Origin of the sequence: Marinobacterium iners, from assembly GCF_017310015.1 — a bacterium.
GTDB lineage: Bacteria > Pseudomonadota > Gammaproteobacteria > Pseudomonadales > Balneatricaceae > Marinobacterium > Marinobacterium iners.
Genome location: NZ_CP022297.1, coordinates 3,018,030 through 3,034,329 on the forward strand (window position 1 = coordinate 3,018,030; position 16,300 = coordinate 3,034,329).

Sequence of the window (16,300 nt, forward strand, 5' to 3'; positions counted from 1 at the left end):
AGTTCTAATGAACGCACCGCGACAATTAACGCCCAGCATCAGCAGCGGAGAGAAGCACTGCCCGCTGCATGCTCTTGTCGGGCAACTGAAGCTGAATACCCCACTTCGGTGGGTACCATTGCGGGATTGGAGCTGGGCGCGGCTTGTACCTCTGCTTGATGCGAGTTCTCCCGGACTCACCCTCAATTTCGGGGTGCGCAACTCGCGCGTACTTACTGACTTCACAAAAAATGTTCTGGCAATCGATGAGCTGAAGACTGCGGCCCCAGAGACTTTGGAACCTCACGCCTAGCCGTTCGAACTCGGCGTCAGCACGCTCGGCCATGACCTGAATAATCTCAGCCTCGTTCAGACCTGCCGTGTCACTGAAGCACTTGCTAATGCCATCCCGGGCTCCGGGGCCAGCCACGACGAACTCCATCTCGGAGAAGTTGATCAACTCGCTGTAGTTGATGTCGATGACGAATTGGAACGCGAGAAAATCCCCCAGCGACGGGTAGCTACGCAGCAACTCGAATGCGCCGCGGAGCGAGTCCGCCCTCGCCATCTTCTTTGGCGCTCCATCGGCCATCATGTACTCGATTAGCCGCAGGTGGTTGCGGTGCTTGCGCGGGCTACCGAATGCCGGTGACGGCATGATGTAGGCGGCCGAGTAAATGCGCTCACCTTCCTCCAGCAGGCCGTCCAACACTTTCGCATATGCGTCGAACGAAAAGTCTCCCCAGCTCAGCGCGCCAAACCGCGAGCACAAGCTCTCCCACGTTTCGATCTTATTGAAGAGCTTGAACAACATCGTGCGGAAAAAGACCTCCTCAGCCGACTGCGAGCCCTCGTAGATCACGTGGCGAATGAGGTACTGACTCACACGATCCGATGCACGGTACGCGTTCGTGAAACGGTACCTGTCTAGGATCGGATCCTCAGTCCATGGCGATTCGGTACCGAGCACGCGGCGCATGAAAATATCCTGGCGCTCCGAAGCAAAACGCCAATAGGTGTCAAATACGGGCGTCGTCTTAAGTACACGACCGCCCGGCAGCCGAATGTCATAAGCAGCCCGCATCCTCACTCCGCCCACGAGGCACCCGTCCGGTTCCTACCGAACGAGACGCGAGAGTTATCGGGGTTCACGCGGCTCTTGCGCAAATAAGCTTCGTGTATCCAGCCTTGGACGGTTTCCGCATCATCCGACCATGAATGGATACTCGCGAACCCACACTCGATGTTGTCGTGAAGACGAGGCGGGATCGTATAAGGGTTGTACTTGTTGGGTTCTGGGTATGGGTATGAGGGGAGGAGAATGCCGAGTAGCCCAGAACGAGGGTTGTACTGCGTATGCCGAATTGATGAGCCGATCTCCCAGTCGACATGCTTGCGCTGCCAAGTCTCTGCGCCAATCAAGACAACTGTCACTGAGGTGTCTCGAAGGTATTCATCTCGAATTTTCTGCCGGATAGTGTCCGTGGGTAGGTTCGGATTGATGTCGCCAATCCGCACCGAGCCGGGCACAATCGAGCCAAAGGCGTTCCCAAAGCGTAGCTCGAAGATCTTCTTGTAGCTCTCGTCGAGCGCATGGTGGTAGCTGACGAAGACCTTGTGTCTGTTGCTCATGTCATTCCTCACGAAGTTGACTCCCCACTGCTTACTTCAGTTCTCCGCTCACAGAGTGGGGCTCATAGAAAAGTTGGTGGCCGTCCATATCAAGCGTCACGCGTCCACCTCGGTTGGTGCATAGAGCCCGAAAGACACGATAGCCGTCAAGGATCGCAGTTTCCCATTGCCACAGAGGAACCATCTCGACCTCGAAACCTGTGACAAACTCCTTGATCGTCTTCAGCAGGTCGAGGTCAACACGGTCAAGCCCCTTGAAGAAATTGAGCTGCTTGGCTCGACTAAAAACGATCGCTGAAACCGCCTCCTCGATAATCCACGCGCGAGCGCCGTCCTGTACCTCGTCAACCTTTCCGTCGCTCTTGCGCTTGGACCGCATGAGCGCACGCACAACCGGCGACCACCCGAGATGCACCACATAGGAGAAGTGGAAAATGTCGTGAAAACGGTAACCGTCCGGGTCCCCGATGTTGTCGGTGAGTCGGTCGCCAAAGTTGATTTCGTTGCAGCGCAGAATGACAGTGCGGTGGCTACCATGTGCGCGCTCAAGGAAGTCAACCTGCAACTGGCGAGGAAGCTGCTCCTCCATTGGGAAGGCGTCATCGAAGAGCGGCGCATAGTGCTTCTCTTCGGGCCACCGACTCCTAATCTTCTCCCTGTTCCGCACAGCCGCGTGGGATAGACTGACGCCGGCATCGTTGGCGATCCTGATCAGAAGCACCCAAACACGCCCAAGGAGCATATTCATGTCGCCGAGCCGCGATGCGCTGACTGCCGCGAGCACTTCACCCACAGCCGCTCCAAACTCAAGATGCTCCGAGAGTTGAGAACCACCCTCAGCAGGGAGCACAGTATTGTTGGACCCAGACAGCTCTTGAAGCAGTCCGGGGGCAGAGACTGCAGTGAGGCGCACAAAGTACCAAAGGAAGTCACCGAGCTCTTGGACCATCTTTTCACGATAGACCGGGTAGGCATCGCGCTCACGACGCTTCTTCTTTAGCTCAGCGACGATGCTACCGGCTTCACCGATCAAACCCGCCGCGAGCAGCGCAGCGTGGTCTGGCTTGTCGGTAAATTTGTCAGTCTTAGAAGCGTGTTCGGCAAATTCAAGCAACCAGAAATTGTCCGTCATCGCACGCTCCTAGATGCATCGTTCGTGATTTGCAAACTCCAGGGGATCACCCTGTACACCCCATTTGCCTTCACTTTCAAGCCAGCCCACGAAGGCGGCCGGTAGGTCATCCTCGAACACGCGGTGCCCTCTGCCAGAACAGATGTCGTCCTCGTCATTGCCGAACGAGCGGAATTGATCCGGGATTATTGGCGCCGAACGCCCCCAGTAAACGAATCTCGTGGCTATAAGCACGCGATCAATCCCCGTGTCCCATTCGAGGTTGGCGGTGTTCAAACGTCCGTCGGGCAAGCTGTGATGCGAGTCGGCTTGCACCCACTGACTACCATCACGACGGTAAATGTTGTCACCGTACATGGCCTTCAGGCTGCCCTTCAGGTTCGGTCGTTTCAGGTTGAACCGTGGGTCGCTCCAATAGTCGTCGAAACCCAGGGTTTCGCTCACCTGCATGGCGTAGATGAGACGCCCCTGGTAGTCGTACCCACCCTTAGCTCCAGTCCCGACGACCCAATCACCGACAGACGCGCTCGAGCGGATCCTCGGCTTGCAAGTAGCCAGAGTACAGAATCCGAAGAATGGATTCGGAGCAAAGCCGAAATCACGCGCAACAACGTAAGAATAAAGTTTCATCAGCAGTTATACCTCTGGATGATGTAGTCCGGGGAAGATTGAGGTCCCCCCGTCGATGGGTCGTCGAAGCTGCTGATTTTGCCGTTGATCGCGTCGACGACACGCTCGCCCTGCCACCCCACGACAGCAGCGTCGCCGTGAGTTCGGAGGGCATCGGGCAAGTCGGCGTCCGTTGCACCTTGCGCGAACACGCCAACGACATGCTTACCCTGTTCAATAGCGTACTGAATCTCCCAGTTTACCCACTCGCTCTGCGCAGTACCGTGCGTGATGAGGACAACCAAAGTACTCGCCCAGTCAATACGTGGCTTGAGGTATTTCGCCTTGATATAGTCAGTGTTGTTCGCGTTGTTCGGCTTATCACTATTGATCGAGCCGTCTCGTACCGTCATTCCGGCTTTAGAGATAAGCCCCTTCAGTTTTGGCAACATGCTGTCGTCTTCATGGACGTGAGAAATAAAGATATTCTTCGTGTCTCCCATACTCTTTACTCCGTGCCGTCAGCTGCTGGCGAACTGCATTGCTGCAGTCCGTGAAGGATCAGCTCGACAATGCGCTCAGCAGATCGCGATGTGGCCAGCTCACGGTTTTCCTCAACGGAGAGCCCATTCTTGAGCCCCGAGATGCCACATGCCTTCAGCTCAGCCGCTATGCTCTCGAACTCTTCCCACTTCACACTGCGATCCGCGTAAAGCTGCTTCAGCTCGGGCGCATGTGGCAGTGCCTGGTGGTACTCTGAAGTCAGCTCTATGCGTTCTATTCCCTCAAGGGCGTCGAGCACGAGTCGAGCACAACCTCCGAAGGCACCCACGAGGTAGACGGGGCGCTGGGCGCGAATTCCAAGGAGTGCTTCTTCAAGAACCCCCGGCATGTGCCCCATGTAGGGAGTGTCAGGACGTCCTAGCTTCCCTCCAACGACGACACGCGCATTGAGCTCATTCGTCTGGCGCTCGCGCATCGAGGTCAGCCCTCTCGACCAGGCGAACCGGTGAAGTGCCGTGTCCGATGGAATCTCGACGTCAGGAACAGCAACAAAGGACGGGTCAATCGCCTCGTTGATGTCGGAAGGCCGATCGCATCGTCGCATCTCGACAAGAGGGCCTAGGCGAGCTTCATCACGAATCGAGGCTAACATTGGCCACGGGAGGTACGTGACGAGCTCGGGCATACCTTGATCTGTTCTCGGTGTACCCCGCAGCTGCTCCACGATCGGATCACTTGCTAGGTCAGCCAGCCGTAGCGTGTAGCCGTCGGAGCCGAGGTGCCCCCCATAGGCCAGCCGCACTCCAGCTATGAGGAGGTAACGAGAAAGATCGAGGAGAATAGAGTCCAAGTGGGCAGCTCGGAGTCCATAGCGACCTAGATCCTCGGCACCTGAAACCGACAGCGCTACCGTGAGGTGGCGACTGCGAAGATCATGCTTAAGCGCGTGGCGCTGCAGGGGAGTTTCGACGCGTACCCCTGTGCGCTCAAGCACCTCAAGCTCTTCGGGGCCGAGAGGAGGATCTGGGTACAGGATGACCGGCTGATCCGCCACCCTGCAATGATGGACGATCGTCACCAGTTCGGGGCCGGCTGGAAGGATCAGATCGCTCTCATGTTTTCTCTGTTTGAGGCTCTCTTCAGCGTAGGCGTGCCGGAGCACCTCTCGAAAGAGTAGGTCTACAACACCTTGAGCGTCGTTCGGCTTCCAACGGATAACTGGTGTGTTACCCGAGTACGGAAAGCGGCGCGTCTCCCTCTCCTGGACTGCGTCAACAATGACAACCGGCCGTTGATAGTGCTTTGCGAGGAGTACCTCCTTGCGGCACCAAGAACGCGACGAGTACGAATCGGTTACGATCGCCAAGAGGGCTGAGTCTTTAACGCCCTGCTCAATCTCATGCGCAAACCGGGAGCCTGTCGAGATATCACCGCTGTCGAACCACATCTTCTCCGGCTGGCTAGCTGTCAGATGTGAGAGGAGCGTCTTTACAACCCGTGGTTCGTGGTCGAGATCCATCTTCGTGTGGCTGAGGAAGATGGTGGCCGGCGGGGCGTCGTCATTGTCAGGCCGAGGCCGTAGCCGCCGAATCAAAAGATGAACCAGACGTCGCGCGATGAATTTGTGTCGCTCTTCAACTCCATCGATCGCCCAGGCCCGCAGGAAGTTTGTGTCGTCGAGCCGTCTATCGATAGGCCACGCGTTCTCCGTTAGCTGTACTGGCATGAAACGGTGACCAGCGGATTCAGTGAGTGAGCGAAGCTGAGTTGCGTATTCACCCCAGGTCATCCCACTCTTCGTCGGCTTAGGTGCAGCAACCGCCAGATGGTCATCAGCCAGCAAAACCACGAGCACTCGATCAGCCTCGGTCGAAACAGCCGGTTTTGGCGGCTCGCCCGTGCCATCGTCGGGTGTGAAAGTCGTAGGGACCTGAAGCCCTGGCACTGCTGGATCAGCATTGAGCACCTCGTGCAAGTACTCGGCTGCTGCAGCTGCGTCTTTGGAGTCTGGGTGAAACTCAAATTGGACAAGCAATGGAAAACGCTGACTCAATCCGCTCATCTCGAACCTCTCTTCGCGCTTAATCGACACTCAATGCATCCCATGGGTAGTAGTATGTTGCGCAACAATTTAATGCTGCGCATGCGCGTTTTTGCTCCCACCCAAAAACTAGGAGAGCCGTCCTAACCATTTGAAGAGAAAAGATAAATCGAGATACCACAGTCATTCTCTTCCGGTGAAAACGAGCATGCGCGTTTTGCAGCTTCGCCGTGCGCAGTATCCTGCAACGGCCAGTCCATAGTGCTCTGATAGTGAACGATTTTTTAGCCTGTTACCAGTCGCAAATGAGCACAGGTACGCGACAAAGCGAGCGCGGTGAGCATGTAGCCTTCAATACACTGCATGAATCACAGAAACTCAGATCCGCTTGTCCACAGGCCAAGTGGTGCATGGATCGATCGGCTGATTCCTGCAAATGTCCGCTTTGTGCGCTTCGGCGGAGCCCTACGGCCTGATCAATACTTATCCTCCCTAGCTGAAGAGGATAGAACAATGAGCGAAAACGGTATTGATGCAGAGCATCTGAACCCACCCTGGAACAAGGGTAAACTGTTAGGCCAAAAGCGCCCTCTGAAACTTAAAGAGATTTGGGGCATTCGCATTCGTCTTGAACTTGCCGGCAAAACTCGTGACCTGGCGATGTTTAACCTCGCGATCGATAGTAAGCTGCGCGGCTGTGACTTGATGAACCTCAAAGTAAAAGATATCAGCCACGGTACAACGATCCAGAGTAGAGCCATCATCATCCAACAGAAAACTGGTAAGCCAGTACAGTTCGAAATCACGGAGGAGACCCGAAAGTCTCTACGTGATTGGATCAGCTACAAACGGCTAACTAGCAATGACTTTCTGTTCCCCAGCAGGGTCGTTTCCAACCATCCTATCACTACACGGCAATATGCCCGGATAGTTGATCAGTGGGTTACAAGTGTTGGTCTGGATGTCTGTGACTATGGGACACACACAATGAGAAGGACCAAGCCGACTCTAATATACAGACGTACGCATGACCTGAGAGCAGTCCAGCTACTACTCGGTCATTCGAAGCTGGATAGCACTGTCCGCTATTTGGGAGTGGAGTTGGATGACGCCCTCGTATTGGCCGAACAAACTGATGTTTAAGGGGCTAAAAGGGCCGGCATGCGCTGGCCAAAAGCAAACCTTTGACTGTGATAGATATTATTTGAGAGCGTGGCTGTTTAAAAGTGGGAGAATAGGAAAAACCTACCATGTGAATACCAAACCTGATGTATGACGCGGTGTTAGTACCAGCGAAGGCTGGTACTAACATCACCAGATGGCACATGGCTCCGCGTCACCGGCAGAAGTCGGCGCTTCACTCTTCAAACATGCCTACGCACCAGCCCATCGCTGGTCTACCTGCGCGGAGCCTTGTTGCAACAGTGCGGTTCGTGGGCCTCGTTGTCCTTAATGTTCTGGTCGACAAAGCGATAGTAACTGCGCTTCATCCGGTTCCACCAGCCATTATCAAGCCTGGCCCCCTGCTGCCGGATGACCTCTTCCACCTTGTCCAGGCTGCAGTGCGTCGCATCGTAGGCGAAAGACAGGCTGGATGTCCTGGCGTCATAGCTCACCTGGTCCATGCCGAACAGCTGGTCAATCTCGTCGACCAGGGTCGTCGCGGCCTGTCCACTGACATCGGCCAGCTTGAGCCGGTGACTGACCAGGTTCACTTCCTTCACCCCGGGCTTATGGTCAAGATCACTCATTTGTCTTACCTCCGTTACTCCACAATCACTTCACCCCTGTACATCTGCATCTGGCAGGTAAAGGGATAGCGGCCCGGTTGCAGCGGTGGCAATGCCACCGTCCGGGTCTTGTTCAGCGGCAGCTCCTCACTGATGCCAAAGTCCTTGAACACCACCACACTGGCGCAAGGTGAGGGATCCTTACGCAGAAAATTGAGCTGGGCGCGCTGCCCCGCCTGAATGCGGATATGCGCGGGCGCGTAAACGCCGTCCTGTACTTCAATCGTAATCTCGCCGGCGGCCAGCGCCGTGGCCGGCTCCCGGTACAGCCAGAACCACCAGACGATCAGCGCAATCAACAGCAGCCCAAACAGATTAATCACCATCATGATATTACCTCCCTGTCAGTGTTCCTGTGGCTTGAACAGGCGCAAACGGTTGGCATTGGTCACCACCGTCAAGGACGAGAACGCCATGGCCGCACCGGCAATGACCGGGCTCAGCAGCACGCCGACGAAGGGGTACAGCAGACCCGCCGCCACCGGCACACCGGCCACGTTGTAGATAAATGCGCCGAACAGATTCTGGCGGATATTGCGCAGCGTTGCCCGACTGACCGCAATGGCGTCGGCCAGGCCGTGCAGCGATCCACGCATCAGGGTGACATCGGCACTCTCGATCGCCACATCGGTCCCGGTACCGATGGCAAAGCCTACATCCGCCAGCGCAAGCGCCGGCGCATCATTGATGCCGTCACCGGTCATGCCCACGATCTCGCCCCGCTGCTGCAATTCGGCAACCTTGCCGGACTTGTCCTCCGGCAGTACCTCGGCAAAGAACTCGTCGATGCCGACCTGCTCGGCCACAGCCCTGGCCGTATCCCGGTTGTCGCCGGTAAGCATGACCACACGGATACCGTCCTTCTGCAACCGCCTGATGGCGGCGACCGAATCCTGTTTGATCGGGTCAGCCACGGCGATCAGCGCCAGCAGCCGGTTATCCACCGCCAAGTACATCGGCGTGCGCGCCTGCGCTGCCAGCTGCTGAGCCTGCTCAAGGTGCGCCTCAATGGATATACCCCGGTCACGCATCAGCTTTTCATTGCCGAACAGCAGCATCTGACCATCGACCTGACCTTCCACACCGTGACCGGCAATGGCGTTGAACCCTTCGACACGACCCGGCTTGACCTCCCGCTCCAGTGCCGACTCAACAATCGCCTGTGCCAGCGGATGCTCGGAACCCTGCTCCAGCGTTGCCGCCAGCCGCAGCACCTCCGCTTCTTCAGCCCCCTCGAAGGGGATCACCTCGGTCACTTTCGGTGTGCCCTCGGTGATGGTGCCGGTCTTGTCCAGAATCATCGCGGTAATCTTCGACGCCGTCTGCAGCGCCTGGCCGTTGCGAATCAGTACCCCGGCTTCCGCCGCCTTGCCCACACCGACCATGACCGACATCGGCGTCGCCAGCCCCAGTGCGCAGGGACAGGCGATGATCAATACGGTGGTCGCCGACACGATGGCGAAGGCAACCGCCGGCTCAGGGCCGAAATTGAGCCAGGCCAAGGCACTGATCACGGCAAGGATCATGATCGTCGGCACGAAGTAGCCGGAAATCACATCGGCCAGTCGCCCGATGGGCGGCTTGGAGTTCTGCGCCTGCTTGACCATCGAAATGATCCTGGCGAGCGCGGTATCCTTGCCGACGCGGGTGGCGCGGAACAGCAGCGATCCCGACTTGTTGAGGGTACCGCCAACTACCTCGTCATCCGCTGCCTTTTCCACCGGCATCGGCTCACCGGTCAGCATGGACTCGTCTACCGACGAATGTCCGTCCAGCACTACGCCATCGACGGGAATCTTTTCACCGGGCCTGACCCTGACCTGGTCGTCTTGCTGAACCTGCTCAATCGGGATGTCGATCTCCTGACCGTCGCGCAGCACTCTGGCCGTCTTGGCCTGGAGCCCGATCAGGCGCTTGATCGCTTCCGAGGTGCGGCCGCGGGCACGAATCTCCAGTGCCAGCCCCATGTCAATCAGACCGATGATCATCGCGGTGGCTTCGAAATAGACATGCCGTGCCATCTCGGGCACCAACTGCGGGAAGAACACCACCACCATTGAATACAGCCAGGCCGTTCCGGTACCCAGCGCGATCAGGGTATCCATGTTGGCACTGTGATTACGAAACGACTTCCAGGCACCGACATAGAAATGTCGACCGGAAAACAGCATCACCGCCAGCGTCGCCAGCCCCACCAGCAACCAGCCGATGCGCTCTCCGGTCGTTACAACCGTCATCTCGCCAATGAACAGGCCGTAAATCATCAACGGCACGCCCAAACCCAGGGCGATCACCATCTCGCGGATCAGGCGCTTGTAGTACGCCTGGTCTGCCTGCTCCTTCTCGCTGAGCAGTTCTTCTGCCGACTCGCTCTGCGCCACCCTGGCGCCATAGCCGGCCGCTTCCACCGCCGCGATCAACGCCTGATCGGACACATCGCCAACGACGCTGACGCTGCGCTGGGCAAAGTTCATCTCGGCACTGTTCACACCCGGTACCTTCTGCAGTGCCGCCTCAATCTTGCCGACACAACTAGCGCACCCGGCACCTTCGATCAGCAGTTCGTGCGGACTACTGTCATGACCCGCTGCAGATCCAGCCGCCTCATGATGGCAATGCTCTGTGTGCTGTTTCGCTTCATGCATGTCTTATTACTCCATTGTGGAAATACCGCTATTTCCCCAAGTACAGTATGGGTGATATTCAGCGACATGAAACTTACCACCAGATTACATTTTCGTAAGCAAGGTTCATCAATAGCACCGCTAGATGATCACCCCGTCATTCTGTACCTCGATCTGCTACTCAAAAGCGGACCTGCCAGAACGTGACTGAACCCCAAAGGCCAGGTGAAAAGTTCTCGATCGGGAACCTTACGGAAATATCATCTTGACGTCAGCATAGCGATAAGTGACATCAATATACTGGGCGCTACATGTTTATCAGAGGAAGTAGCGATGACTATCATCAAACCAACCGTGCTGGCCCTGTGTCTGTCCACAATTCCCGCTTTTGCAGTTGCCAATGCGACTCATGAAATCAGCCATGCAGCTAAAGAACCGAATATCGGTCAGGCCGGTATTGCAACCAAGACCACCCGCACCGTCGAGATAACCCTGAAAGACAACTATTTCGACACCGAGACGATCACCGTACAAGCCGGCGAGACTATCCGTTTTGTGCTGAAAAACGAGGGTGGCCTGTTGCATGAGTTCAATATAGGCACGTCGCATATGCACGAAGGACATCAGACCGAAATGCTCAAGATGATGCAGCACGGCATGCTGACAGTGACCGGCATGAACCATGATATGGCTGGGATGGACCACGGCTCAATGCCCGAAATGGAGGGCATGGCGCACAATGATCCGAACAGCATACTGGTCAACCCCGGTGAGACCAGAGAGTTGACCTGGACCTTCTCGGGTGATGCCGAACTGGAGTTTGCCTGCAATATGCCGGGCCATTACCAGGCTGGAATGGTCGGCGAATTCAAGCACGAAGCTTGAAGCCCCTCTTTTTCAGCCCGGTATTAATATGCCGGGGTAGTTGCAGTTCAAGGAGAACCCTATGCGACTCAGTAATACGGCTAGAGGGCTGATCGCCCTCGCGGCGCTTATGCCGCTCGGTGCCCTGGCCGGCACTTACAACCTGACAATCGATCATCAACCGATGACGATTGACGGCAAGGCCAAAACCGCAATGACCATCAACGGCGGCATCCCTGGCCCCACGCTGCACTTCCAAGAGGGTGAAGAGGTTACAATCAACGTAACCAACAAGCTTGATGTCGACAGCTCTATCCACTGGCACGGCCTGCTGTTGCCCTACACAGAAGATGGCGTACCGGGTATCAGTTTCGACGGCATAAAGCCGGGTGAAACCTACACCTACCGTTTCCCGATCAAGCAGGCTGGCACCTACTGGTACCACAGTCACTCCGGTTTTCAGGAGCAGGAAGGTATCTACGGACCGATCGTCATCGAACCGGCAAACCGCGAGCCGTTCAAATTCGACCGGGAATATGTGGTGATGCTGTCGGATTGGTCGGCTGAAACCGGCAACCAGATTTTTTCCAACCTCAAGGGCCAGAGTGACTATTACAACTACAACCAGCAGACGGTCGGCAGCTTTATCGAGGATGCGAAAGCCAAGGGCTTCGGCACGGCCCTGAAGGAACGTCTGGCCTGGGGCGGCATGCGCATGATGCCCACTGACATTAGCGACGTGTCCGGTTACAGCTTCCTGGTCAACGGCAAGTCGACCGATGACAACTGGACCGGTCTGTTCCAGCCGGGTGAGCGAGTGCGACTTCGTTTTATCAACGGCTCGGCGATGAGCTACTTCGATATCCGCATCCCCGGTTTGAAGATGACAGTGGTACAAGCCGATGGTAACAACGTGCAGCCGGTGACTGTGGACGAATTTCGCATGGCGGTCGCCGAAACCTACGATGTGATCATACAGCCGAAGGAAGAACACGCCTATTCGATTCTGGCCGAGTCGATCGACCGCTCGGGATTTGCCCGCGGCACTCTGGCCCCGCGCGAAGGGTTGGCCGGCGAGATTCCCAAGCTGCGGGAGCGCCCGCTGCTGACGATGGCCGATATGAGCATGGCAGGCATGGGAGAGATGGATCATTCCAGTATGCCGGACATGGATAAAGGCAATATGAGGGATATGGATCATTCCAATATGGCGGGCATGGATCACTCACAGATGACAGCTGTCGCGCCGAACAATGACTATGCACCGGGTAGCGGCCTGACCCCCTCCGCCGCCGATGGCGGCAAGTTCCTGGTCTATGGCGATCTCAAGGCGATGACTCCCTACGTCGACTACCGCGCGCCGGACCGCGAGATCGAGCTGCGCCTGACCGGCAACATGGAACGCTATTTCTGGTCGATTAACGGCACCAAGTACTCTGAAGCCGAGCCAATACGGCTGACCTACGGCGAACGGGTACGGATAAAATTCGTCAACGACACCATGATGAACCACCCGATGCACCTACACGGCATGTGGATGCAGCTCGACAAGGGCAACGGCCGGTTCAATCCGCTGAAGCATGTCGTTAATGTCGCACCGAACACCACACTGACGGTGGATGTGCCAGTCGATGCTCTCGGCGAGTGGGCATTCCATTGCCACCTGATGTACCACATGGCGTCGGGTATGTTCCGCAAGGTAATAGTGGAACCGCCAGTCGCTCAGTCTGCCGCACTGTAAGGAGCAAAAGAGATGACTTTTAAGATGACTTATCGGGCGCCCGTGGGAGTTGCGTTGACGGTACTGGCGCTTGGGCTCACTGCAACCGCTAACGCCGCCAGTGCTGACGACGCATTCATGACCAAGGTCATGCTGGATCGCTTCGAGCTGCGCGAACTGGACAACAACGATAAATTGGCCTTCTGGGAAGGTCAGGTCAACGTTCGCAACGATTATCAGGGGCTGGCGTTCAAGACCAACGGCGAGCGCGCCAAAGGTGGCCCCACCGAAAGCGCCGAGTATCAGCTGCTCTATCAACGACTGATTTCAGACTTTTTCGACGCCCAGTTCGGCATCCGTTACGACAATCAGCCGGGACCCTCCCGAACCTATGCGGTTGCCGGAGTGCAGGGACTTGCGCCCTATTTCTTCGAGGTTGATGCCAACCTGTTCCTGAGCGATGAAGGCGATACGTCGGCCCGGCTTGAGGCAGAATATGACCTGCTGCTGACCCAACGGCTGATCCTGCAGCCGGCGGCCGAGATCAACGTCGCCTTCAGCGACGACGAGAAGATCGGTATCGGTACAGGCTTGAGTTCGGCCGAGTTGGGACTGCGGCTGCGCTACGAGCTGAATCGCAAGTTCACCCCCTATCTCGGCGTTCAGTGGGAACGGAAGTTCGGCAACACCGCCGATTATGCTCGCAATGAAGGTGAGGATATCGAGTCAACCGCATTCGTGCTGGGTATCAGCGCCTGGTTCTGATGTGAAGGTGGCGGGGCGTCAGACACAGTTATTCCCCTTCTCTGACGCTCCTTCCTAAACACTCTCCGAGCTTCACACGTGGTACCCAACCAATCCCCCCTAACATAACGACGAGTACAGCGGTTACCTGATATTTTCCGTTTGCCGCGATAATTCCGACGGAGCAAAATGACAAGCCGGTTTGTCCCTAGTCTGCAGGTACCGCAAATAGCAGTATGAAGCCCAGCGCCAGGCTCACCATGAAAAACGCACTCGTTCTCGACTGTTCCGACAAACATTGAACGCAACCAGGCATTGCAGCAGGTAATACAACGCAAAGGCTCTGGACGCCAGGGCAATGACGGTAAAGGTCGAACCGGTCCAGGCCAACACCGTTGTAGCAGCACCAACCAGTAGATAACCCCATCCTGGCTTGAATCGCCTGTGGCTCACCTCCTCAAGGTTCGACACTGCCGCCAGCGTATCGGCTACTGCCGCCGAAAATTGGGATAGCGCCGCTAGGATCAGAGGCATCGATAACAGGGTAGAGACAGTGACTGCGAGGCTGATCAAGCTGTTGTCTTCGTACTGTCCGTTCAACACCGGCACTAGCGGAAGGGTAACAACAACGAAAACGATATACACAGACAACGCGCTGTATTGCGACCAGCGAGACGCCCGGATACGAGTCCATATATCGAAACGGCCCCCAGATAGCGTGGGGTTGCAAACCCCTGTACCACGATCAACGTGCCGGACACTATGGTTAAGACCTCCCAGAAATAGCGCTCGGGCATCTCCAGCAAGGGTAGATAATCCAGTTCGATATAGAGCTCGGCATCATGCCGCGCAAAGCCCAGGACCAGCAGCAATACCACAGCAAGTGTCATATAAAGTGCAAACTGCTCCAGCCGCCCTAGCGGTGCAAGACCGCCTAACATACCGATCAGGGTGATCAGGATCGCCACAATAGAGGTCAACAGGCTCTTGTTGAACTCGCTATCCAGGTTCAGGCTTCCAAGCACGAATGCACTGAGGATATGGAGGTACAGACACACCGACACGATATAGGCCAACACCAGCGCAATGTCGGAGCCGCGCTCGAGCATGACTGTCAGCCGCTTGTTTCCCGCGGCCAGCACCGGTTCGGCGCAGAGGATATTGTGGCGCACGATGGCGCCGGTCTGGAGCGCGACCACGGAGATCGCCAACATCGCCAGTATGGCATAGGGCCCCACGCCGCTGGCCAGCACAGGTACGATAACGAGAAACCCACTGCCGAATATGGAGGCCAGTGGCGTACTCATCGCAGGGATGATCTGCCGTGGTTGCGGCAACTGACGATCCGGCGAGCAACCGCTCATACACCGACCATCAGCGGTGCTGCTGGTAAACGATGCCGTTAGCTTCCTGCATTTCGCGGATAAATTTCACGATAGCGGTGGACTCCATGAAGCCGACGCTCGTTTGCTTCGGCATATCGCCGTAGGGCCAATGATGCTGGCGTACACCATTGCGCATCGCGTTGTAGATCGATTTATCGTTATGATGCCCCGGGTTATAGATCGGGTGAACCAATGGAGGTCCCTTCATCGTGCCAGTACCGTTCTCGCCGTGACATTTGGCGCAGGTTTCATTGAACGCGCGCTGACCGGTCGCGCCCATCTTGCTGAGTGCAGGCACGGTGACATCGACATGCCCCTTGCGATGGTCCGCCAGTACTACATTAGGCGAAAGCATCACGAGCACCAGTAGGCTGGTGCAGAATTTCATTAGTCTACTCATCAACATGGGTGTTCCTCTTGGCAAACCTTCTTTACTGGGGCAGACGCCCTTCCATACGTCTCTGCCCAGCTCAAACGAACCCTGTCATTACAAGCCCGCTACTTATCCAACCGTTGCTCAAGCAGTTGCTGTATCAGATCCAGGCGTTTATCCATCTGACGATAGGCTTCCATCATACCCATGCAATTCATCTGGCCGCCCATCATGCCCATGCTTTTCATCGTTCCCATACCCCCGCCCTGCTGCATTTCTCCCATCATGCCCATTGTTTCCTGCAACTGCTGACGGTGCGCTTGCATCAGTTCCATTCGTTTTTCAGGGTCGTCAGTGTCCATGATCCGATCCATACCGGACTGCATCTCCCGCATGCGCTGCATCATCGGCAGCATACCGTCCTGACCACCCATCATACCCATGCCGCCGCCCGGCATCGACGACTGAATTGTTGCACCGGCCATCGCCGCTGGCGCTCCATTTTGGGCACTCGCATCCTGATGATGCTCCTGCTGGGCCCAACCAAGAGGGCTGGCAATCGACAGCGCCAGCGTCAGAATTAGCGTCGGTGTTTTCATAGTGTTCACTCCAGTTGCTCTAATTGTCTTTTATTGGCTAAACCCAACGCAGCCGGGATCATTCACTGTGCTGGGGTGCTGACTGCCAAGCGCTGGGTCGGTTTAATCAAACCCAGCCCTCGGTTTGGTAGAGCTAAAAACGAAAAGAAGACCATGCCCATGGTGCATAAACAGGTGCCTTAATGGACAGAGCAAAAGAATCAGACAGGGCAACCAGGCAACAAGATGCGCCAGACCTTCCGTCACCAGGAAACAGCTCAAAATGGCAATCACTTTTGGCGCTATCAGCCCCTTACCGCTTATC

At 56.4% G+C, this 16,300-nt stretch carries 18 protein-coding genes; 4 read left to right on the plus strand and 14 right to left on the minus strand.

Annotated features, from left to right (window positions below; genetic code table 11):
* Positions 1 to 25 precede the first annotated feature (25 nt).
* The 6 genes from CFI10_RS14515 to CFI10_RS14540 are packed head-to-tail and all read right to left on the minus strand — an operon-like array spanning position 26 to position 5,948.
* Positions 26 to 1,063, minus strand: a complete 1,038-nt coding sequence (locus CFI10_RS14515) for a nucleotide kinase domain-containing protein (protein WP_206835641.1) — start codon at positions 1,061 to 1,063, stop codon at positions 26 to 28.
* 2 nt (positions 1,064 to 1,065) lie between these two features.
* The gene (locus CFI10_RS14520; protein WP_206835643.1) at positions 1,066 to 1,611 is read right to left on the minus strand and encodes a TIR domain-containing protein; all 546 of its coding nucleotides are present in this window, start codon (positions 1,609 to 1,611) and stop codon (positions 1,066 to 1,068) included.
* Between the two features lie 31 nt (positions 1,612 to 1,642).
* Positions 1,643 to 2,743: a hypothetical protein gene (locus CFI10_RS14525; RefSeq protein ID WP_206835644.1), complete on the minus strand. Its 1,101-nt coding sequence runs from the start codon at positions 2,741 to 2,743 to the stop codon at positions 1,643 to 1,645.
* 9 nt (positions 2,744 to 2,752) lie between these two features.
* Positions 2,753 to 3,373 carry an Nmad2 family putative nucleotide modification protein gene (locus tag CFI10_RS14530; protein WP_206835646.1) on the minus strand — a complete coding sequence of 207 codons (621 nt, stop codon included), beginning with the start codon at positions 3,371 to 3,373 and terminating at the stop codon, positions 2,753 to 2,755.
* Complete coding sequence (locus tag CFI10_RS14535) at positions 3,373 to 3,855, minus strand: TIR domain-containing protein (protein ID WP_206835649.1); 483 nt, start codon at positions 3,853 to 3,855, stop codon at positions 3,373 to 3,375. The genes CFI10_RS14530 and CFI10_RS14535 overlap by 1 nt, the downstream gene beginning before the upstream one ends.
* 5 nt (positions 3,856 to 3,860) lie before the next feature.
* A complete protein-coding gene (locus CFI10_RS14540; RefSeq protein WP_206835651.1) occupies positions 3,861 to 5,948 on the minus strand; it encodes a TIR domain-containing protein in 2,088 nt (695 codons plus the stop codon).
* A 462-nt stretch (positions 5,949 to 6,410) separates the two neighbouring features.
* Between CFI10_RS14540 and CFI10_RS14545 the strand changes: the two genes are divergently transcribed.
* Entirely contained in the window at positions 6,411 to 7,040 is a 630-nt protein-coding gene (locus tag CFI10_RS14545; RefSeq protein ID WP_242530005.1) for a tyrosine-type recombinase/integrase, read from the plus strand.
* A 254-nt stretch (positions 7,041 to 7,294) separates the two neighbouring features.
* Here CFI10_RS14545 and CFI10_RS14550 read toward each other — a convergent pair whose 3' ends face one another.
* The 3 genes from CFI10_RS14550 to CFI10_RS14560 are packed head-to-tail and all read right to left on the minus strand — an operon-like array spanning position 7,295 to position 10,332.
* Positions 7,295 to 7,648, minus strand: coding sequence for a cation transporter (locus CFI10_RS14550; protein ID WP_206835653.1), 354 nt, complete (start codon positions 7,646 to 7,648; stop codon positions 7,295 to 7,297).
* 14 nt (positions 7,649 to 7,662) lie between these two features.
* Complete coding sequence (locus CFI10_RS14555) at positions 7,663 to 8,016, minus strand: cupredoxin domain-containing protein (protein ID WP_206835655.1); 354 nt, start codon at positions 8,014 to 8,016, stop codon at positions 7,663 to 7,665.
* A 15-nt stretch (positions 8,017 to 8,031) separates the two neighbouring features.
* The gene (locus CFI10_RS14560; protein ID WP_206835658.1) at positions 8,032 to 10,332 is read right to left on the minus strand and encodes a heavy metal translocating P-type ATPase; all 2,301 of its coding nucleotides are present in this window, start codon (positions 10,330 to 10,332) and stop codon (positions 8,032 to 8,034) included.
* Between the two features lie 312 nt (positions 10,333 to 10,644).
* Here CFI10_RS14560 and CFI10_RS14565 point away from each other — a divergent pair, with 312 nt between their 5' ends.
* From CFI10_RS14565 to CFI10_RS14575, 3 genes are all read left to right on the plus strand, one after another.
* Positions 10,645 to 11,196: a cupredoxin domain-containing protein gene (locus CFI10_RS14565; RefSeq protein ID WP_206835660.1), complete on the plus strand. Its 552-nt coding sequence runs from the start codon at positions 10,645 to 10,647 to the stop codon at positions 11,194 to 11,196.
* A 61-nt stretch (positions 11,197 to 11,257) separates the two neighbouring features.
* The gene (locus CFI10_RS14570; RefSeq protein WP_242530006.1) at positions 11,258 to 12,916 is read left to right on the plus strand and encodes a copper resistance system multicopper oxidase; all 1,659 of its coding nucleotides are present in this window, start codon (positions 11,258 to 11,260) and stop codon (positions 12,914 to 12,916) included.
* 12 nt (positions 12,917 to 12,928) lie between these two features.
* Positions 12,929 to 13,660, plus strand: coding sequence for a copper resistance protein B (locus CFI10_RS14575; protein WP_206835662.1), 732 nt, complete (start codon positions 12,929 to 12,931; stop codon positions 13,658 to 13,660).
* 234 nt (positions 13,661 to 13,894) lie between these two features.
* Here the strand turns inward: CFI10_RS14575 and CFI10_RS14580 are convergent, their stop codons facing one another.
* The 5 genes from CFI10_RS14580 to CFI10_RS14600 form a co-directional block, all read right to left on the minus strand.
* On the minus strand, positions 13,895 to 14,173 hold the full coding sequence (locus CFI10_RS14580; protein ID WP_206835664.1) for a hypothetical protein: 279 nt from the start codon (positions 14,171 to 14,173) through the stop codon (positions 13,895 to 13,897).
* Between the two features lie 74 nt (positions 14,174 to 14,247).
* On the minus strand, positions 14,248 to 14,946 hold the full coding sequence (locus tag CFI10_RS14585) for a hypothetical protein (protein ID WP_206835666.1): 699 nt from the start codon (positions 14,944 to 14,946) through the stop codon (positions 14,248 to 14,250).
* Between the two features lie 67 nt (positions 14,947 to 15,013).
* The gene (locus tag CFI10_RS14590) at positions 15,014 to 15,424 is read right to left on the minus strand and encodes a c-type cytochrome (protein WP_206835668.1); all 411 of its coding nucleotides are present in this window, start codon (positions 15,422 to 15,424) and stop codon (positions 15,014 to 15,016) included.
* Positions 15,425 to 15,522: 98 nt separating this feature from the next.
* Complete coding sequence (locus tag CFI10_RS14595) at positions 15,523 to 15,996, minus strand: hypothetical protein (RefSeq protein ID WP_206835671.1); 474 nt, start codon at positions 15,994 to 15,996, stop codon at positions 15,523 to 15,525.
* 102 nt (positions 15,997 to 16,098) lie between these two features.
* A complete protein-coding gene (locus CFI10_RS14600; RefSeq protein ID WP_341868537.1) occupies positions 16,099 to 16,269 on the minus strand; it encodes a DUF2933 domain-containing protein in 171 nt (56 codons plus the stop codon).
* Between the last annotated feature and the right edge of the window lie 31 nt (positions 16,270 to 16,300).

Bases quoted from the DNA above. Each gene is read 5' to 3' on its own strand.
- CFI10_RS14555 (WP_206835655.1), bottom strand. From the start codon at position 8,016: ATGATGGTGATTAATCTGTTTGGGCTGCTGTTGATTGCGCTGATCGTC.
- CFI10_RS14530 (WP_206835646.1), bottom strand. From the start codon at position 3,373: ATGAAACTTTATTCTTACGTTGTTGCGCGTGATTTCGGCTTTGCTCCG.
- CFI10_RS14575 (WP_206835662.1), top strand. From the start codon at position 12,929: ATGACTTTTAAGATGACTTATCGGGCGCCCGTGGGAGTTGCGTTGACG.
- CFI10_RS14570 (WP_242530006.1), top strand. From the start codon at position 11,258: ATGCGACTCAGTAATACGGCTAGAGGGCTGATCGCCCTCGCGGCGCTT.
- CFI10_RS14580 (WP_206835664.1), bottom strand. From the start codon at position 14,173: ATGCCTCTGATCCTAGCGGCGCTATCCCAATTTTCGGCGGCAGTAGCC.
- CFI10_RS14525 (WP_206835644.1), bottom strand. From the start codon at position 2,743: ATGACGGACAATTTCTGGTTGCTTGAATTTGCCGAACACGCTTCTAAG.
- CFI10_RS14590 (WP_206835668.1), bottom strand. From the start codon at position 15,424: ATGAGTAGACTAATGAAATTCTGCACCAGCCTACTGGTGCTCGTGATG.
- CFI10_RS14550 (WP_206835653.1), bottom strand. From the start codon at position 7,648: ATGAGTGATCTTGACCATAAGCCCGGGGTGAAGGAAGTGAACCTGGTC.
- CFI10_RS14595 (WP_206835671.1), bottom strand. From the start codon at position 15,996: ATGAAAACACCGACGCTAATTCTGACGCTGGCGCTGTCGATTGCCAGC.
- CFI10_RS14515 (WP_206835641.1), bottom strand. From the start codon at position 1,063: ATGCGGGCTGCTTATGACATTCGGCTGCCGGGCGGTCGTGTACTTAAG.
- CFI10_RS14585 (WP_206835666.1), bottom strand. From the start codon at position 14,946: ATGAGTACGCCACTGGCCTCCATATTCGGCAGTGGGTTTCTCGTTATC.
- CFI10_RS14560 (WP_206835658.1), bottom strand. From the start codon at position 10,332: ATGCATGAAGCGAAACAGCACACAGAGCATTGCCATCATGAGGCGGCT.
- CFI10_RS14545 (WP_242530005.1), top strand. From the start codon at position 6,411: ATGAGCGAAAACGGTATTGATGCAGAGCATCTGAACCCACCCTGGAAC.
- CFI10_RS14565 (WP_206835660.1), top strand. From the start codon at position 10,645: ATGACTATCATCAAACCAACCGTGCTGGCCCTGTGTCTGTCCACAATT.
- CFI10_RS14520 (WP_206835643.1), bottom strand. From the start codon at position 1,611: ATGAGCAACAGACACAAGGTCTTCGTCAGCTACCACCATGCGCTCGAC.
- CFI10_RS14535 (WP_206835649.1), bottom strand. From the start codon at position 3,855: ATGGGAGACACGAAGAATATCTTTATTTCTCACGTCCATGAAGACGAC.